Origin of the sequence: Micromonospora sp. NBC_00421 (assembly GCF_036017915.1) — a bacterium.
Classification (GTDB): domain Bacteria; phylum Actinomycetota; class Actinomycetes; order Mycobacteriales; family Micromonosporaceae; genus Micromonospora.
The window spans coordinates 1,372,903-1,390,368 of sequence record NZ_CP107929.1 but is presented as its reverse complement, the minus strand read 5'-3'; the positions used below and the strand labels follow the sequence as shown (position 1 = coordinate 1,390,368).

Genomic DNA, 17,466 nt, shown 5'->3' with positions numbered 1-17,466 from the left:
TGGCCGGAATGGGACACCGGGTGTTGGTGGTCGACGACGACCCCACGGTCAGCGACGTCGTCCGCCGCTACCTGGAACAGGACGGCTGCGAGGTCCGGCTGGCCGCCGACGGCGCCGCCGGGCTCGCGGCGATCGCCGCCCACCGGCCCGATCTCGTGGTGCTCGACCTGATGATGCCCGGGATCAACGGCCTCGACGTGTGCCGCCGCATCCGCCGGCAGCTCCCCGACCTTCCGGTGATCATGCTGACCGCCCTCGGCGAGGAGGCGGACCGGGTGCTGGGGCTGGAGGTCGGCGCGGACGACTACATGACCAAGCCGTTCTCGCCCCGGGAACTCGTGCTCCGGATCCGTTCGGTGCTGCGGCGTACCGCCGGGCCCGCCACCGGGTCGGCGGGCCTGGGCAGGCTCGTCGACGCGGAGCTCGCCGTCGACGTCGCCCGACGCGTCGCCGAGCTCGACGGCGTGCCGCTGGCGCTGACCGTCCGGGAGTTCGACCTGCTGGTGTTCCTGATGCGCCACCCCGGGCGGGCGTGGTCCCGCGCCGACCTGTTGGACAAGGTGTGGGGCTGGCAGTTCGGCGACCAGTCGACGGTGACCGTCCACGTCCGTCGGCTGCGCGAGAAGATCGAGAAGGAGCCGGCGGAACCGCGCCGCATCTGCACCGTCTGGGGCGTCGGCTACCGGTACGATCCGCTCGACGAAGGAGCCCGCCGGTGAAGGACACACTGCTCATCGGGCTCTACGCCCTCGCCGCCGGAGGTGTCGTCGGGCTGGCCGGCGCCGGGATGCTCCGGCTGCTGCGCGGCCGCTCGATCCTCGTACACGTCCTGGTGCTGCTCACCGTCACCGTGCTCGCCGTGGTCGTCGGCGTCGCCACCGTCGCCCAGGCCATGTTCCTGTCCCCGCACGACCTGTGGGTCGTCCTGGTCACCGTGAGCGCCTCCGCGGTGATCAGCCTCGCCGTCGGTGCCGTCTTCGGCAGCCGGCTGGCCGCCTCCGCCGTCTGGGCCCAGGCGGCCCGGGACCGGGAACGGCGGTTGGAGGCCGGACGGCGCGAACTCGTCGCCTGGGTGTCGCACGATCTGCGCACTCCCCTTGCCGGGTTGAGGGCGATGGCCGAGGCCCTGGAGGACCGCATCATCGACGACCCGGCCACCGTCGCCGAATACCACCGCCGCATCCGGGTGGAGAGCGACCGGATGGCGCAACTCGTCGACGACCTGTTCGAGCTGTCCCGGATCCACGCGGGCGCGCTGCGGCTCGTACCCACCACCGTGCCGCTGCGCGACATCGTGTCCGACGCGATCGCCGGTGTCGCGCCGCTCGCCGCCGGCCGGAAGATCCGCCTGGTCGCCGCGGACAGCGGCTGGCCCTCCGTACGCGCCGGTGAACGCGAACTCGCCCGCGTCGTCAGCAACCTGCTGATCAATTCCGTCCGGTACACCCCCGAGGACGGCACCGTGCACATCGCCGCCGGCCACGAACGCGACAGCGTGTGGCTGGCCGTCTCGGACACCTGCGGCGGCATCCCCGAGCAGGACCTGGACCGGGTCTTCGACGTCGCCTTCCGGGGCGAGCGGGCCCGCACACCGGGCACGGCCGGATCCGGTGGCGGCGGCGGGCTCGGCCTGGCGATCGTGCGTGGTCTCGTCGAGGCCCACGGCGGCCGCGTCGACGTGCGCAACACCGTCCGGGGCTGCCAGTTCGAGGTACGGCTGCCCGCCGCGACGGGCAGGTCGTGAGCCCGGCGTAGGTCGACGCGTACCGGCGGGCTGCCAGGGAGGCTCGCCGCGCGTAAGGCCCACCCGCGCCGAGGAGCGGAGCCCGGACCGGGCCAGGGCCCTACGACATCGCACTGCTTGTATACTTCCGGTCGGCCGACCGAACAGCCCTGGCAGAGAAGCAGTGAGCGGACCAGCAGCGAGCAAACCGCATGCGAGCAGCAAGTCACTCGTTCTCGACGCGATCCGGGCGGCCGGCACGATCAGCCGGGTCGGCCTGATCAAGGCTACCGGTTTCACCGCACCGACGATCTCCACCCTGGTCCGCAAGCTCATCAACGAGGGCCTGGTCGTCGAGACCGGTCACGCCAAGTCGACCGGGGGCAAACGGCGGGTCCTGCTCCAACTCGACCACGCCTCCCGGTACGCCGTCGGCGTGCACCTGGATCACGGCGTCATCACGTACGCGCTGACCAACCTGGGCGGCACCGTGGTGGCCCGGATCTCCCGTCCCGGTGCCGGCGCCGAGGAGCCGCCGGTCGTCGTCGCCCGGATCGCCACCGAGATCGCCGCGCTCATCGCCGGCGTCGGAGTGGAACGGGCCCGGATTCTCGGCGTCGGCCTGGTGTTCCCCGGCCCGGTCGACGCCACCCGGGGCATCGGCGGCCCCCCGGACGTCGGGCTCGCCCCCGCCATGCGGCAGTGGAACGGGTTTCCGCTGGGCCGGGCGCTGGAACAGGTGACGGCGCTGCCGGTGGTGCTGGACAACGACTCGACCGCGGCGGCGCTGGGTGAGCACTGGACGGGCGGATTCGGCGCCGCGACCTCGGCCGCCGTCCTCTACATGGGCACCGGCATCGGTGCCGGCCTGGTCATCAACGGCGTCACCTACCGGGGGCCGAGCGGCAACGTCGGGGAACTGGGGCACGTCTGCGTGTCGGCCGACGGGCCGCGGTGCTGGTGCGGTGCCCGTGGCTGTGTGGAGGCGCTGGCCGGGCCGGCTGCGGTGGTCGCCGCCGCGCGGTCGGACCCGGCAGCGGCCCGGGCGGTGGGTTTCACGGTCGGCGCGCGGCGGCCCTCGGTGGTCGCCGACTTCGCCGCGATCAGCCGCGCCGCACGCCGGGGCGAACCGCACGCGCTGGCGTTGCTGGAGCGGTCCGCCCGGCACGTCGGGGCCGCCGCCCGGACGCTGGCGAACCTGATGGATCTCGAGGTGCTCGTGCTGACCGGGCCGAGCCTGGCCGCCGCCGGGTCGGTGTACCTTCCCATCGTCCGGCACGAACTCCGCGCCTCCTTCTCGCGGGGCACGCACACGGTCGACGTACGGCTCTCCCGTTCCGCCGCCACGGCCTCGGCCATCGGCGCCGCCGCCCTGGTCCTCGAATCCGAGCTCGTACCACTGGGTTCCGGGCCGCGCCCGCCCGAGCAGGTGACCGACGAGCGGGCGGGGCTCACCGAATCGGCAAGCTGACTGACCCGGGGGTGCACGGTGGACGACATGTGGAGGACGAGCGCGGTGGGCCTGGTGCTCGCCCGACCGCCCCGGCTGCTCGGCACCGAGCCGTTCTTCATGGAGTTCATCGCCGGCATCGAGGAACGACTCGCCGCCCACGGCCGGTCGGTGCTGCTGCATGTGGTCGCCCACCACGCCGCCGAGATCGCCGCCTACCGGCGGTGGGCGCAGCAACGGCTGGTCGACGCGATCGTGCTGGTGAACCCGGCGGTGGACGACCCCCGGCCGGCGGTGCTGCGGGACCTCCGCCTGCCCGTCGTGGTGGCGGGTGAGCCGACCCACGACAACCCGGCGGTACGGCGGGACGACGTCGGGTCGATGCGGGCGGCTCTCGCGCATCTGGTCGGACTCGGGCACCACCGCATCGCCCGGATCACCGGACCCGGCACTCTCGTGCACACCCGGACCCGCACGGCCGCCATGCTGGCGGCCGCCGTCGACGCCGTCGTGGTGGAGGGCGACTACTCGGCGGAGTCCGGGGCCAGGTTGACCGCCCGGTTGATGAGCGAGCCCGAGCCACCCACCGCGATCATCTACGACAACGATCTGATGGCGGTGGCGGGCCTGCACGCGGCCAAGGAGTCGGGCCACCGGGTTCCCCGCGACGTCAGCCTGATCGCCTGGGACGACTCCAGCCTCTGCCGGCTGGCCTCGCCGGCCCTCACCACGATGAGCCTCGACGTGCACTCGTTCGGCGAGTCGGTCGGCGACTCCGTGCTGCGGCTGATCAACGGCGAGTCGGTGCCGGAACGGTGGTGCGCTACCGAGACGGTGGTCGCCCGCGAGACGACCGCCTCACCCCGGTAGCGCCGCCGCGTACCCGCACCGGCGATCCGTCGAAACGGCATCGATGCGCTTGACTTAGTGAGGCTCATAAAGAAAGCTCGCACACGCGCTCCCATCGACGCTCCCCTCTATGACTAGGAGAGCCTCATGACACGTCGTCATGCCCTGCTGGCGTCGGCAGCAGCCGGCACACTGGTGGCCGCCAGCCTGACCGCGGCCACCCTGCCGGCCTCGGCCGCAGCCTCGGCCTGTGCGGTCACCTACACGGTGCAGAGCCAGTGGACCGGCGGGTTCAGCGGCAACGTCGCCATCACCAACCTCGGCTCCGCCCTCACCAACTGGACCCTGACGTTCGACTTCCCGCAGCCCGACCAACGGGTCACCCAGGGCTGGAGCGCCACCTGGTCCCAGTCCGGTGCGCGGGTGTCGGCGGCCAGCCTGAGCTGGAACGGCGCGCTGAACACCGGCGGGTCCACCACGATCGGCTTCAACGGGTCGTGGAGCGGCACCAACCCCGTACCCACGTCGTTCGCGCTCAACGGGACGACCTGCACCGGCACGGTCAGCCCCTCCCCCACCACACCGCCGACCACCGCCCCACCGACGACCACACCGCCCACCACCGCACCGCCCACGACCACTCCCCCGACGACCACACCGCCGACGACCACACCGCCGAGCGGTGCCGCGCCGAGCCTGCGGGTCTCCGGCAACCGGCTGGTCACCGCGAGCGGTGCCACCTACCGGCTGCTCGGCGTCAACCGGGCCAGCGGCGAGTTCGCCTGCGTGCAGGGCAAGGGCATGTGGGACAGCGGCCCGGTCGACCAGGCCTCGGTCGACGCGATGAAGTCCTGGAACATCCGCGCCGTGCGGATCCCGCTCAACGAGGACTGCTGGCTGGGCCTGTCCGGGTCGCCCAGCGGCACCACCTACCAGCAGGCGGTCAAGGACTACGCGAACCTGCTGGTCGCCAACGGCATCAACCCGATCCTCGACCTGCACTGGACCCACGGCCAGTACACCGGCAACATCTCGGCCTGCCCGGACGTGGACGCCACCTGCCAGAAGCCCATGCCGAGCAGGCAGTACACGCCACAGTTCTGGACCGGGGTGGCAAACGCGTTCAAGGGCAACGACGCGGTGCTGTTCGACCTGTTCAACGAGCCCTACCCGGACGCCGCCAACAACTGGTCGGACATGACGGCGGCCTGGCGCTGCCTGCGCGACGGCGGCACCTGCACCGGCATCGACTACCCGGTGGCCGGCATGCAGAGCCTGGTCGACGCGGTACGCGCCACCGGCGCCACCAACGTCCTGCTGGTCCCCGGGCTGACCTGGACCAACGACCTGACCCAGTGGCTGACCTACAAGCCGACCGACCCGCGCAACAACATCGTGGCCTCGTGGCACTCGTACAACTTCAACGCCTGTGTCACCGAGACCTGCTGGGACACCCAGATCGCGCCGGTGGCCGCGCAGGTGCCGGTGCACGCCGGTGAGATCGGCCAGGACACCTGCGCCCACGACTACATCGACCGGTTGACCACCTGGCTGGACCGCAACCGGCTCGGCTACACCGCATGGACCTGGAACCCGTGGGGTTGCAGCGGCGGCAACGTCCTCATCGAGGACTACGACGGCACCCCGACCAAGAGCTACGGCGAGGGGTACCGGGCCCACCTGCGCACCGTGACCCCGTAACGGCTCCCGGTGTCGCCGCCGTCCCCACGGGGGCGGTGACCCGACGCCGGTGGGTGTGGGTACGACGGTCGGCCGTCGTACCCACACCCGGTTCCCCTGCGACGGGGGCGTCACGGCGGGACGCGCCGGCCATCCGGGGAAGGTGGCGTCCCCGGGTGCCGGTGATCGAGAATGGACGGCCGGGTCGGGCTGCCTCCGGGCCGGGGGCGGTTGGTGCGGCGTGGTGTGGGGCAGCGGTGGTGGCCGCCCCACACACCGGCCCGCACACCCCGGCCACCGGCGGGGCGTGCGGGCCACCGTGCATCCGTGCTCGTGGTCGGGACGACCGTCAGACGGCCGTGCGGGACCACTGCTGGTTGGCGCCGGTGTTGCAGGTGTACTGCTTGAGGATCACGCCGTCCGCGGTCGACGAGGCCGGAACGTCCACGCACTTGTTGCTGTGGCGGGCCCGCAGCTGGAAGTAGTTGCCGTTGGCGACCATCTGGAACTGCTGGTTGGTGCCGCTGCCACAGGTGTACTGGACGAGCTCGGCGCCGTCGGCGGTGGAGGCGCTCACCACGTCGAGGCACTTTCCGCTGTGCCGGCTAACGAGGCGCCAGTAGCCGCTGCCGGCGTCCTGGAACTGCCACTGCTGCCAGGCGTTGCCGGTGTAGGTGTACTGGCCGACGCGCGCGCCGTTGTCGGTGTTCGGTTGTTGGACATCCATGGCCTTGCCGCTGTGCCGCACGGTGACCTGGTAGAACGTCCCCGTCGACGGCGGGGGCGTCGTCGGGGGCGTCGTCGGCTCGCTGCCGATGGTGTCGCCCCAGCCGTACCGGATCCGGTCGGCGCCGGAGGTGTTGCGGATGGTGAGGTTGAGGTCGGTGCCGCTCCCGCTGAGGGCGTACATCGAGTACCAGTCGTAACCGATGGTGCCGGGCTTGCCGCCGAGCGCGGGCCAGTAGGTGCCGCCCATCTGGTTGTTGCGCATGACCTGGGCCATGGCCCGGATGTAGCGCACGAAGTTGTCGGTGCTGCCCGCGTCGGCGTAGTTGCGGCCGTCGTTCATGGGCGCGCCGTACTCGGTGGCGACCGCGCGGGAGGCGCAGTTACCGAGGCGGGCCTGGATGTGGCCGAGGAACGCGTCGTAGGTCATCGCGCCGTAGAAGAAGGCGTAGTAGTGGAAGGACAGCAGGGTCGCGTTGAAGCGGCTGTCGTTGCAGATGTCGCGCAGGTCCTGGCTGAAGCCGGTGCCGCCGATCAGCACCCGGCCGGGCGGCGCCGAGGAGTGGGAGCTGAGCCAGTTCGCCGCGACGTTGCGCCAGTCCGCCGAGCTGTAGCCGTGCGGTTCGTTCATCGGCTCGAAGTAGACGTTGGGGTTCGAGGCATAGGTGTTGGTCACCGTGGTCCACATCGCGTTCCACGCGCCGAGGTTGGTGATCCGACCGCCGGAGGCGGCCCCGTCCTCCCAGTAGGCCAGGATGACCTTGAAACCACGTTCGGTGGCGGCGTCGATGGCCCCCCGATAGGCGTTCCACCACGCCGTCCCCACCGTGTGGGTGTTGACCGGCAGGCGGACGGTGTTGACCCCCATCGTGGCGGCCATGTCGTCGTAGAGGGCGTTGGCCTTGGCCCGCACCGTCGCGTTGCTGTCCGACGAACTCAGGCCCTGCACGACGAGGGGGCCCTTGCTGAAGTTGTCCCCCAGCACGGCCCAGTTCATGCCCCGGAACTGGCTGGTGGCCGCGGTGGCCGGTGACGACGTGACGACCACACCGCCGACCATCGCGGTCATCGCGGCCGTCAGCGCGACCAGCAGCCGCCGAACCGGCCGGGTGCGCGACGACGCTGCTCCGTTGCCGTCAGGTGTCGACGTCGGTGGTACTCGTCGTGGGACCACGAACATGCTGCCCTCCCGGGACGGTCGCGTATGTTAGCGCTAACATTAGCCAGGGCGTGCGTGGCGCCGAGCCCACCGCCCGACCTGGTTGACGTGCCGCACGAGCAGCCTCGGCCTGCATTCCGCCGAGGCAGGCAACATGTGTTCCGGTTGTTACGTGCGCATTGCAGACAAGTGTTAGCGATCGCATCTGAGGTGTCAAGACATCGAAGATGCTCATCGACCCGGGTTCCGCCACCGGCCCCGGCGCACCGCGCCGCGGGCAGGCCCCGGCAGTCAGTGCAGTAGGCGCTTCCAGTCCGCCGGCACCCGTCCGCGGGGACCGGGGGCGGGCTGGTCGAGCGGGCGCGAGGGCGGCCCGGCCAGCTCCGGCCCGTCGGGGTGGAACCGGTCTTCGGAGTAGTCCCAGAACCACGACTCACCGGGTTCGAAACTCCGGACCACCGGATGCCCGGTCGTGGTCGCGTGTGCCGTCGCGTGCTGGCCCGGCGAGGAGTCGCAACAGCCGACATGGCCGCAGCCGGCGCAGCGGCGCAGGTGGAACCACCACCCGCCGGAGGACTCGCACTCGACGCAGCCGGGGCCGCTCGGTGGCACGGCCGGGTTGATCGCCGCTCCGGTCACGGGCGGTGGCTCTGGCTGGTCGTTCACGATCAGTTCCCTTCGACTCGCGGTGGCTCCCGCCGGTGCCCGTCTCCCCGGCCGGGTGAGCCGGTCGATCGACGGACGAGACGGTGCGCCGATGGTCCGACAATAGAGTCGCCCCTCCCACCAGCATCCGGAGGTACCGCGATGTCCACCACCACCGCACCGCCCGGCAAGCCGACTGTCGTCCTCGTCCACGGCGCCTTCGCCGAGTCGGCGAGCTGGGACGGCGTGATCGCCGGGCTGCTCGGCGACGGCTATCCCGCGGTGGCCGTGGCCAACCCGCTGCGCGGTGTCCCGCACGACGCCGACCACCTGCGCGCCCTGCTCACCGGACCGGTCGTCCTGGCCGGGCGGTTCCCCGGCAGTTCCCTGGGCGAGACGCTGGCCGCCGTCACGCTCCCCGGCGGGGACACCGACCTCTACATCCAGCAGAACCGCTACCACCACCAGTTCGCCGCCCACTCGACGGCGGAGCGGGCTGCCGTGATGGCGGTGACCCAGCGGCCGATCACCGAGGCCGCCCTGAACGAACCCTCCGGCGAGCCCGCCTGGCGATCGCTGCCGTCCTGGTTCCTGTTCGGCAGCGAGGACCTCAACATCCCGGTCGCCGCCCACCGGTTCATGGCCGAGCGGGCGGGCTCCCGGCGTACGGTGGAGGTGCCCGGTGGTTCACACACCGTGGCCATCCCGGAGGCCGCCCTGCTCGTCGACCTCATTCGTGCGGCCGCCGGCGCCTCCTGACGGAACGGACCACGGGGTGACCGGTCAGCGCGCGGGTCACTGCGGCGGCTCGCCGAGTTCGGTGAGCCGGCCGTCGGCCAGCCGGAGCCAGCGACCCACGGTGATCTCGGCCAGGAACCGTTGGTCGTGGCTGACCACGACGAACGCCCCCCGGTACGACAGGAGCGCACTCTCCAACTGCGCGACGCTGGTGAGGTCCAGGTTGTTGGTGGGCTCGTCGAGCAGCAGCAGCTGCGGCGCCGGTTCCGCGAACAGGACGCAGGCCAGCGTGGCGCGCAGCAGCTCGCCGCCGGAGAGCACACCGACCGGCAGGTGGGCGCGGTCGCCACGGAACAGGAAGCGGGCCAGCAGGTTCATCCGGTCCGCCCCGGTCCGCGACGGCGCGAAGGCGGCGAGGTTCCCGGCGACCGTACGGTCCGGGTCGAGCAGATCGAGACGCTGCGACAGGTACGCCACCCGCCCCTGCGCCCGCATGACGGCACCGGCGAGCGGTTCCTGGTCGCCGCTGATCAGCCGCAGCAGCGTGGACTTGCCCGCGCCGTTGGGCCCGGTCAGGGCGATCCGTTCGGGGCCCCGGATGACCAGACCCACCCCGTCACCGGCGAATACCGGCCGGCCGGCGTAGGCGGCCCGCACACCCTCACCGTGGAAGAGGGTGCGGCCGGCGGGCACCGTCGGGTCGGGCAGGTCGACGACGAGGTGGTCGTCACGGCGGGCGGCGGCGCTCGCCTGGTCCAGCCGGGCCTGGGCGTCGCGGGCCCGCGCGGCGTGCACGTCGTTGGCCCTGGCCGCCGACACCTGCGCGTCCCGCTTGAGGTTGCCGGCGACGATCCGGGCCAGCCCCGCGTCGGCCAGGTTCCGCGAGGCGGTGGAGGCACGACGGGCCGACCGCTCCCGGGCCTGCTGGAGTTCGCGCCGCTGCCGCTTCACGTCCTGCTCGGCCTGGCGTACCTGTCGCTCGGCCACCTCCCGCTCGGCCTGCACCGCCTGCTCGTACGCGGTGAAACTGCCGCCGTACCAGCGGATCCCACAGTGGTCCAGGACGGCGATGCGGTCCATCTCGTCCAGCAGTGCCCGGTCATGGCTGACCACGAGCAGGCATCCGGTCCAGGAGCGCAGCACGGCGGTCAGTCGCTCCCGTGCCCGGCGATCGAGGTTGTTGGTCGGCTCGTCCAGCAGCAGCACGTCGGGCCGCTTGAGCAGTTCGGCGGCGAGGCCCAGGGACACCACCTGGCCGCCGCTGAGGGTGCCGAGCCGCCGGTCCCACGTGACGTCGGTCAGCCCGAGCCGGTCGAGTTCGGCGCGGGTGCGTGCCTCGACGTCCCAGTCGTCGCCGACGGTGGTGAAGTGTTCCTCGGCGGCGTCGCCGGCCTCGATGGCGTGCAGCGCGGCGATGACGCGGTCGACCCCGAGCACCTGGGCGACCGTCTGGTGCCGGGCGAACGGCAGGTGCTGGGGCAGGTAAGCCAGCACCCCCTCGACGGTGACGCTGCCGCCGGTCGGACGCAACTCACCGGCGACGAGCCGCAACAGGGTCGACTTGCCGGCGCCGTTCGCGGCGACCAGGCCGGTACGGCCACCGGGGACGGAGAACGACAGGTCGGTGAAGACCGGGGTGTCATCCGGCCAGGAGAAGGACAGGGCGGAGCTGACGACACGACTGTCGGACATGGTGACCTCGGAAGACGGGTGGACTGGGCGGGCATCCGGGGGTAGCGGGGATTCGCCGAGGACGGCGTGGGTCACTCGTATCCCATGGCGGGGATGACCTTGCCGAGTGCCTCCTCGACGAACTCCCGGGTTGCGGCGTCGAGCTGGTCGCTGCGGTTCGTCAGCCGGTGTGACTGGAACGTCGAGGGGGTGACGACGTCGTCGACGCCGAGCCGTGCGAACAGGGCGCGGCGCTGCCCGGGCCAGTCGGCGGCGAGGTCCTCCGCCCGCACCTCGACGTACCGCCTGGCCGTCAGGTCGACCGTGTCCCGCCAGGCGAGCCATCGGTGGTAGACCGGCGTGAGGTAGGCGAGTGCGCCGTGCACGGTGGGCGGCGCCCACGGCTGGGCAAGGTGGGACGCGAGTACGGAGACCGGGTGACGCGTGATGTGCACGATTGTCGCTTCGGGGACCAGTTCCCAGAGGAAATCCATGCAGAGCATGTTGAACGGTGTCTTCTCACACCAGGTCGGCTTGCCCGCGTCGGCGGCTGCCCCGTCGAACAACCCGTCGACCAGACCCCGCAGGATCGCGACCAGGTCACCCCGGTCGCTGAAGTACCGGGGAACCACCCGTCGGCGGCTCGGCGGCGCGAACGGCCCGGCCGGCCGGTCGGCGTCGCCGAAGCCCTCCGCCGGCGCAGGCTCGTCGTAGGTGGTCGCGATCAACTGCGGCCAGAGTCTCTGCACCGCGTCCCGGTAGCGCCGCTCGCCGACCAGCTCGGGAACGGTCCTGCCGCGATCGTCGCGCCGGCCGGGCACTCGTACGGTGAGCAGGTCGCTCAGCCGGCGCAGGGCGTCCTCACCGACGCCGGGCTCGAACCGGCTGGTGAGCGCGTCGGCGAGGTCCCGCAGACCACCCGGGTCGACGAGGAACCGGGTCTCCATGGGAATCCGGTGAATCAGCGGGTGTTCGCCGATGACGTCGGCGATCCGTGACGTTCCCGAGCGACCCGTGCCCGCGACGAAGACCGGCGAAGGAAAGGGCATAGTGAGCACAGTCAAACTCCCGGTCCACTGCCTGCGCAAACCCTTTTGTCCCCGTCGCGACGGGAACACGCGTCCCCCGTCCGGCTCGCCGTACACTTCTGCCGTGTTCGAGTACCACGGGTGGGTCACCCTCCGCTCGACCGCCGAGGCTGTCGACGACGACCCGCCCCTGCGCCTCGACGAGATCCGGGAGCTGGTCGACGAACTCACCGGCCACGGGTTGGTCGACCTCCGCCCGGTCGACGGGAGAGTCGACCGGCGGATGTGGTGGTCCGCTCAGCCACCCTCCGGTGCGTCGTCCGCCCGCGCGCTGACGACCTGCTCCCAGGCGGGCACGGGCAGGCGGGCCGCGGAGTTGATGGTCAGCTGGTGCCGGTCGCCGAGACCGTCCTCGGCGTGGATCCGAATGTCGAACGGGTCGATCTGCACAAGGCCGTGCACGGTGAACGATCCGAGGTGATATCCCTCCGCGAGCCTGGGTTGCGGCGGGAGGGGTGCGCGACCCAACCAGGAGAAGTCGGCGTCCGCCGGCCGCACGCCGCGTGCCGCAAGCTCCTCCCGGAAGGTCTGATACGGCAGCCAGGGTCCGGCACCGAGGCGGTACTCGACCCTCGTGACGCCCGCGTAACCGGGGCCGGCGTTCGACAGGTGCAACTCCCACCGGTCGTTGTTCGCATCGTGCGGCGTCCACGAGTACCCGAAGCGGGGCTGGTTCGCCCGGGCGAACTGGGCTCGCGTCAACATCAGACCGGCGAGGGCGGCACCGATGGCGGCGGTGGTCTGCAGGTCGATCAACGAGAACCGCAACGGCCATTCGGCGAGTGCCCGGATGTCGACATTGCGGCGGACGGCCTCCCAGCCGAAGTTCACGCCCAGCAGACCGAGCGCGATCGCCGGAAGCACAGTGAACAGACGCGACCGGTGCACGGTGTGCCAGTGCGGCACCCCACCCGGCGCTCGCGTACCCGTGAAGACACCGTCAGTCACGGTCCCGACCGTAGCCGGGTACCGCAACCGCAGGGGCCCTGCGCTCAGCCCGGGCTGCGGACGAAGGTCTTGTTCACTCCGCGAGCCGTCGTCGTCCTGCTGATCACGAGCCGGTCGGCGGTGCAGCGGCACAGGCCGGAACCCGGCGGGCCGACCGGGGTGCGGGACGGGTGGGCCGCCCCACCCGGGTGACGTGCAGCAGGCGTTGCGGTGCGACGTCGAGCAGCGTCCCGAGCGCCGCCCGGGTGGCGGCGACGTCGATGAGCTGGCTCAGCGGATGTGCCGCTAGCCCCGCCGTGTGCAGGGTCAGCCAGCTGCGCAGCAGCACCCGCCCGAACTCGACCTGTCCGGACCGGTCGAGGTGTTCCGGGGCGAGCAGGACCAGCACGGTGCCACCGTGGGCGAGCGGGTCGCCCCCTGCGGCGGCGAGTAGTCTCGGCAGGCCCAGCGGGCGCAGCAGCGGGTACCCGGCCAGTGCCACCCGCAGCCCGGCGGCGGCGGGCCGGGACAGCGCGAGGCACCTGTCGGTGAGCCCGTCGGCGTGGTAGTCCGGATGGGTCGGGTCCAGCCGTAGCCAGCGGCGCAGCTCGGCGACGACCGCCGGGTCCGCGTACGACCCGCGGTCGGCGGCGCGCAGCAGGGCGCCGAGCCGGTCGGCGCGCGGCACGGTCCGGACGCCGCCGCCGCCGGCGGGCCGGGCGACCGCGTCCAGGGCGGCGAGGACGTCAGGTTCCACGCCCCCGGCGAGGGTGCCCCGGTGGGTCCGACGCTCCCACACATCGGTGGTGCGGAACGGCGTCGGGTAGCGGTGCGGGGCGGGCCGCAGCAGCCCCACCCACCTGTGGCGTTCGTCGTGGTCGGCGAGGTACTCCAGCCGCAGGCCGGCGTCGGCCGCGACGATCAGGCAGGTCTCGACGAACGCGCCGAGGGACAGCCGCAGGTCCCGGCCGGTGGGGTCGGCGGCGGGCAGGGTGTACGCGGGATCCCAGCCGATCCGGACCGCGTCGGGTTCGTAGCGCAGCCGCCACGGCTGGGTGTTGTGCGCGCTCGGGGCCCGCCAGCACCACGGTTCGAGTGCGCGGAACGCGTCGAGGTCCACCTACCGCTCCTTGGCGTAGAAGGTGTACCCGTGCAGCGGGCGGCCGCCGAGCCGCCGGTACTGGGCGGCCGACGCGGCGTTGTCCCGCTCGACGTAGGTGCTGCGCAGCGTGGTGTAGCCGGCGGTGTGCAGGTTGCGGTGCAGGTGCGTGGAGAGCAGCCGTTGGTAGCCGCGCCCCTGGTGCTGCGGAAGCACGCCCTTGACGATCAGCACCGCCTCCCGCCGGTACCGGCGGCGGGCGGCCAGCAGCCGCGCCTGGTTGACCAGGTGCAGGTCGCCCCGGACGGTGATCAGGAACTCGCTGATGTCGGGTACGCAGAGCACGAACGCCACCGGCTCGCCGTCGCGGGTCAGGTAGAGCAGCAGCGACTCGTCCAGCAGGTACGCCAGCCCGTCGGTCTGCCGCCGCAGCTGCGCGGCGGAGATCGGCGTGTAGTAGCCAAGCTGGGCGAAGGAGGCGTTGAGCATCCCGCGCAGCAGGTCGAGTTGCGCGTCGAGCCGCCGCACGTCCCCCCGGTGCAGCACGATCCGCGCGCCGTCCGGGTCCACCTGCACCGGCGGGGTCGGCTCCGGTGGGGCGGGCACCGGGCAGATCCAGGTGTCGGACTCGAACCGGCGGGCGAAGCCGTACGCCTCGTAGGCGGTCGCGTACCACGGCGGGTTCCAGGCGCTGTCGACGAAGCCCCGCTCGGCGTAGCCGGAGGTGATCACCCCGCCGGCCTGGTTGGGCAGCAGCGCCACCGGGCCGAACAGCAGTTCCCGGTCGGCGTCGGCGTGCGCGGTGATCGCGTCGAACAGCGGTCGTGCGGCCGGCTCGGTGAACTCGGTGAGCCCGAAGAGCTGGCACCGGCGGCCGAGCTTGGCGTCGAAGTCGGCGTCGGTGTGCAGGGTGGTCCGGCCGACCACCGTGCCGGTGGCGTCGCGCAGCAGGTACAGCGGCACGCCGTCGCGCCACCAGCGCCGGATCTGCTGCCGTGGGGTGGGCACGTGGCGTGGTTCGCCCGCGTACAGCCGGTCGCCGAAGGCCAGGAAACGCCGCAGGCCGCGCCGGTCGGTGACCCGCGCGAACCGGTGCCGGGCCGGGCTCATCGGCGCACCGCCGGCCCGGTCGTCTCCGCGCCCAGCGGGGTGAAGGTGTCGATGTGACCCAGCTGTGCGTCCTCGGCCCGCCAGGTGCCGTTGGAGTAGCCGTCCGGTGCGGCGGTGTAGAGCCGGATGAAGCCGGCGGTGGCGTTGCGGGTGCCGTCGGTCAACCAGAGCATCAGCCGGCGGTGGTGCCGGGTCCGGGCGAAGCGCAGCATCGCGTCGCGGTCGGTGAAGAACGCGATGGTGCCGAGCGTCAACGGGAACTGCCAGTAGACCGTGTGCCAGCAGTAGCCCTTCATCCGGCGCATGTCACGGACCATCCGGAACCAGGCCGGGGCCAACCGCAGCAGCACCAGCGGGTTGGCGTAGCGGGTGCCGCCGATGAACATGGCGCCGGCGCGGGCCTGCGCGGGGGCGCGGGAGAAGTCACGGGTACGCATGGTCACCTCACCAGGTAGCTGTTCTTGATCTTCTGTTGGCCGGCGAACGGGCCGGTGCCGGGTTCGTGCAGCTCCACCCGTAGGTCGCCGGCGGTCGGGTCCTCCACCAGGGACTGGGCGAAGTCGCGGGAGACCGAGGTCAGGTGCCGACGCACCCCCCGGCGGCACGCGTCGGCGAGCGCGTCGCGCTCCGGGGCGGCCAGCGGGCGGCGCAGTTCGAGGTGGATCACCGGCCGGGTCTCCAGCGCCGCGTCCTCGACAAGCGCCAGGCAGAACCGGCTGATCTCGGCGGCGGACGGGTTGCCGACGTAGAGGCCGTACTCGACGTCCTGCGGGTAGAGGTTCGCGCCGAGGTAGGAGACGGTGGAGTCGCTGCGGCCGAAGAGCAGCAGCAACGGCAGGGTCATCCGCTCGGCCGAGACCGCGGTACGCAACTCGGCCCGGCGTACCGGATCGGCCCCGACCAGCTCGACGACCCGCCGGTACGACACGAGCAGCGCCTCGTCCCCGACGTTGTACCGCAGCCGGGGTTGGAGCACGTCACCGCCGGTGACCGTGCAGAGCAGTTCCCCACGCTCGTTGGTCTCCAGGAAGGTCGCGAAGGGGTTGTACTGGAACACCATCGGCAGCCGTTGCTCGCCTGCGCCGAGCAGGGCGTCGCGCAGCCCCCTGTCGGTCTGCAGGCGACGCCGCAGCCACACCGTGAACCGGGTCTCCGCGCCGATGCCGATGCTCAGGTCGGACGCCCCGTACGCCGACCGGACCAGGTCGAAGCGTTGCTCCAGGTAGTCGCGCAGCGCCTCGGTCATCCCCTCGCCGCCGCAGCTGGCCGAGACCCGGTACCGCGACCAGGGGAAACCCTCGGCGTCCAGCCGGTCCCGCAGGTGCTTCAGGAACGGTGGATAGGCGGTCACCAGGTAGTCGAAGTCGGGGCCGAACTCCCGCAGCGTGTCGATGATCTTCCCGAGGTCCGGGCCGGTGTTCTTCACCACCGCGATCCGGGCCATCGCCGCGCCGGTCGTCGTCCCGGTCGCCCAGGCCCCCATCGAGTAGGCGTTGATCACGAACGGCCGGCGCATCGGGAAGACCAGCCCGGTGTAGCCGGCGATGTCCCGGTGCACGGCGCGGAGCTCCCGCTCGCTACGGGGCCAGTTGAACGGCCGCCCGGCCGAGCCGGCCGACTCGTCGACGACCACCCCCCGGGTGGGCAACCGCCCGTGCCGGCAGCGGGCGGCGGCGTCGTGGGCCACCACGTAGCTACGCTTGTCGGTCTCCGGGAAGTCGACGAGCCGGCGGCGGACGCCCGCCGGTCGGGCGTCCAGGAAGGCCCGGTAGGCGGGGACCTGCCGGGCGGCCCGGGCGCAGACCGCCCGGGCGTACGCGGCGGCCAACCCGTCCAGCGCCGGGTGGTGCCGCCGGGCCACCCACCGCCAGCCGGCCCGATGTCGACCGACGAGCCGACCCAACCCGGCGACCGCCCGGCCGAGGACCCCCAGCCCGACCTGCCGGCCGTACGCCATTACGGTCGGCAACGGTGGGACGGTACGCAGGGCGACGGGTCGGTGCGGTAGCTCGGCCATGAGCAACACTCTGTCCGCACCGACACGCCGACGCCTGAGGCCGGATGCGGTGCGCAGCTGAGTATCCCTACTCGGTCGGCGGCGGAAACGGTGCGTGGCCCGGTGCCTGACGACGCCCCGCGCCCGGACGGGAGCCGCACGATGCCGTCCGCCGGGGACGGCGACCATTCACCGGCCCTCCGCGGGCGACTCGCTCGTGAAGGTGCCCCGGATGGGCGCGAGACCGGCGGATGCTCGCCCATCTTCCAGGGATGACGTGGGAATCGGCAGAGTCGACCAGGCGCGCGCCGCGGGTCGCGGCGAACCAGCCGCCCACTGCGGGTAACAAAGGGTCCGACACCCGTCAGATGGGCCAGCGTAAGATCAATTTCTGTCGCCGGACGACGACGACCCCGAACCCGAGAACGATTCGCCTATTGCCGGACTGGATACGCGCGCCCTTCCCACATTGCCGGCCGTGGCGCACCGACTCCGTGGACGCTCGCACGGCCTGCCGGCACCACCGCTCGGAGAGCGTCGACTCCCCGATCCGTTCACCGTTGGGCGGCGCCATGACTGTGCCGAAACCGGGCGTCCCGGCGAGC

The 17,466-nt window shown here is 72.2% G+C and carries 15 protein-coding genes and 1 pseudogene; 7 read left to right on the top strand and 9 right to left on the bottom strand.

The window, feature by feature from the left end:
• Nucleotides 1-8 precede the first annotated feature (8 nt).
• The 5 genes from OHQ87_RS06195 to OHQ87_RS06175 all read left to right on the top strand — a co-directional run bounded on the left by OHQ87_RS06195 (nt 9) and on the right by OHQ87_RS06175 (nt 5,723).
• The gene (locus OHQ87_RS06195; RefSeq protein ID WP_328345755.1) at nt 9-719 is read left to right on the top strand and encodes a response regulator transcription factor; all 711 of its coding nucleotides are present in this window, start codon (nt 9-11) and stop codon (nt 717-719) included.
• 68 nt (nt 720-787) lie between these two features.
• Nucleotides 788-1,744 carry a sensor histidine kinase gene (locus OHQ87_RS06190; RefSeq protein ID WP_442930796.1) on the top strand — a complete coding sequence of 319 codons (957 nt, stop codon included), beginning with the start codon at nt 788-790 and terminating at the stop codon, nt 1,742-1,744.
• 163 nt (nt 1,745-1,907) lie between these two features.
• A complete protein-coding gene (locus tag OHQ87_RS06185) occupies nt 1,908-3,194 on the top strand; it encodes an ROK family transcriptional regulator (RefSeq protein ID WP_328345751.1) in 1,287 nt (428 codons plus the stop codon).
• Nucleotides 3,195-3,221: 27 nt separating this feature from the next.
• A complete protein-coding gene (locus OHQ87_RS06180) occupies nt 3,222-4,043 on the top strand; it encodes a LacI family DNA-binding transcriptional regulator (RefSeq protein WP_328345750.1) in 822 nt (273 codons plus the stop codon).
• Between the two features lie 126 nt (nt 4,044-4,169).
• Nucleotides 4,170-5,723, top strand: coding sequence for a cellulase family glycosylhydrolase (locus tag OHQ87_RS06175; RefSeq protein WP_328345749.1), 1,554 nt, complete (start codon nt 4,170-4,172; stop codon nt 5,721-5,723).
• Between the two features lie 328 nt (nt 5,724-6,051).
• Here OHQ87_RS06175 and OHQ87_RS06170 read toward each other — a convergent pair whose 3' ends face one another.
• Nucleotides 6,052-7,608, bottom strand: coding sequence for an RICIN domain-containing protein (locus OHQ87_RS06170; RefSeq protein WP_328345747.1), 1,557 nt, complete (start codon nt 7,606-7,608; stop codon nt 6,052-6,054).
• A gap of 270 nt (nt 7,609-7,878) precedes the next feature.
• Entirely contained in the window at nt 7,879-8,253 is a 375-nt protein-coding gene (locus OHQ87_RS06165) for a UBP-type zinc finger domain-containing protein (protein ID WP_328345745.1), read from the bottom strand.
• A gap of 141 nt (nt 8,254-8,394) precedes the next feature.
• Between OHQ87_RS06165 and OHQ87_RS06160 the strand changes: the two genes are divergently transcribed.
• Nucleotides 8,395-8,991 carry an alpha/beta fold hydrolase gene (locus OHQ87_RS06160; RefSeq protein WP_328345744.1) on the top strand — a complete coding sequence of 199 codons (597 nt, stop codon included), beginning with the start codon at nt 8,395-8,397 and terminating at the stop codon, nt 8,989-8,991.
• A gap of 36 nt (nt 8,992-9,027) precedes the next feature.
• On the opposite strand, the gene OHQ87_RS06155 is transcribed toward OHQ87_RS06160, so the two are convergent.
• Complete coding sequence (locus OHQ87_RS06155; protein ID WP_328345742.1) at nt 9,028-10,662, bottom strand: ABC-F family ATP-binding cassette domain-containing protein; 1,635 nt, start codon at nt 10,660-10,662, stop codon at nt 9,028-9,030.
• A gap of 71 nt (nt 10,663-10,733) precedes the next feature.
• Complete coding sequence (locus tag OHQ87_RS06150) at nt 10,734-11,690, bottom strand: sulfotransferase family protein (protein ID WP_328345740.1); 957 nt, start codon at nt 11,688-11,690, stop codon at nt 10,734-10,736.
• Between OHQ87_RS06150 and OHQ87_RS31335 the strand changes: the two are divergent.
• Nucleotides 11,620-11,931 (top strand): annotated as a pseudogene (locus OHQ87_RS31335) (Imm7 family immunity protein); the annotation flags it as partial. The gene OHQ87_RS06150 and the pseudogene OHQ87_RS31335 overlap by 71 nt on opposite strands.
• 35 nt (nt 11,932-11,966) lie before the next feature.
• Here the strand turns inward: OHQ87_RS31335 and OHQ87_RS06145 are convergent.
• The 5 genes from OHQ87_RS06145 to OHQ87_RS06125 all read right to left on the bottom strand — a co-directional run bounded on the left by OHQ87_RS06145 (nt 11,967) and on the right by OHQ87_RS06125 (nt 16,882).
• On the bottom strand, nt 11,967-12,677 hold the full coding sequence (locus OHQ87_RS06145) for a hypothetical protein (RefSeq protein ID WP_328345738.1): 711 nt from the start codon (nt 12,675-12,677) through the stop codon (nt 11,967-11,969).
• A 103-nt stretch (nt 12,678-12,780) separates the two neighbouring features.
• Complete coding sequence (locus tag OHQ87_RS06140) at nt 12,781-13,776, bottom strand: nitroreductase (RefSeq protein ID WP_328345736.1); 996 nt, start codon at nt 13,774-13,776, stop codon at nt 12,781-12,783.
• Nucleotides 13,777-14,865, bottom strand: a complete 1,089-nt coding sequence (locus OHQ87_RS06135) for a GNAT family N-acetyltransferase (protein WP_328345734.1) — start codon at nt 14,863-14,865, stop codon at nt 13,777-13,779. It abuts the gene before it with no gap.
• The gene (locus tag OHQ87_RS06130; protein ID WP_328345732.1) at nt 14,862-15,302 is read right to left on the bottom strand and encodes a DUF4188 domain-containing protein; all 441 of its coding nucleotides are present in this window, start codon (nt 15,300-15,302) and stop codon (nt 14,862-14,864) included. The genes OHQ87_RS06135 and OHQ87_RS06130 overlap by 4 nt, the downstream gene beginning before the upstream one ends.
• A gap of 2 nt (nt 15,303-15,304) precedes the next feature.
• On the bottom strand, nt 15,305-16,882 hold the full coding sequence (locus OHQ87_RS06125; protein ID WP_328345730.1) for a phenylacetate--CoA ligase family protein: 1,578 nt from the start codon (nt 16,880-16,882) through the stop codon (nt 15,305-15,307).
• Nucleotides 16,883-17,466 lie beyond the last annotated feature (584 nt).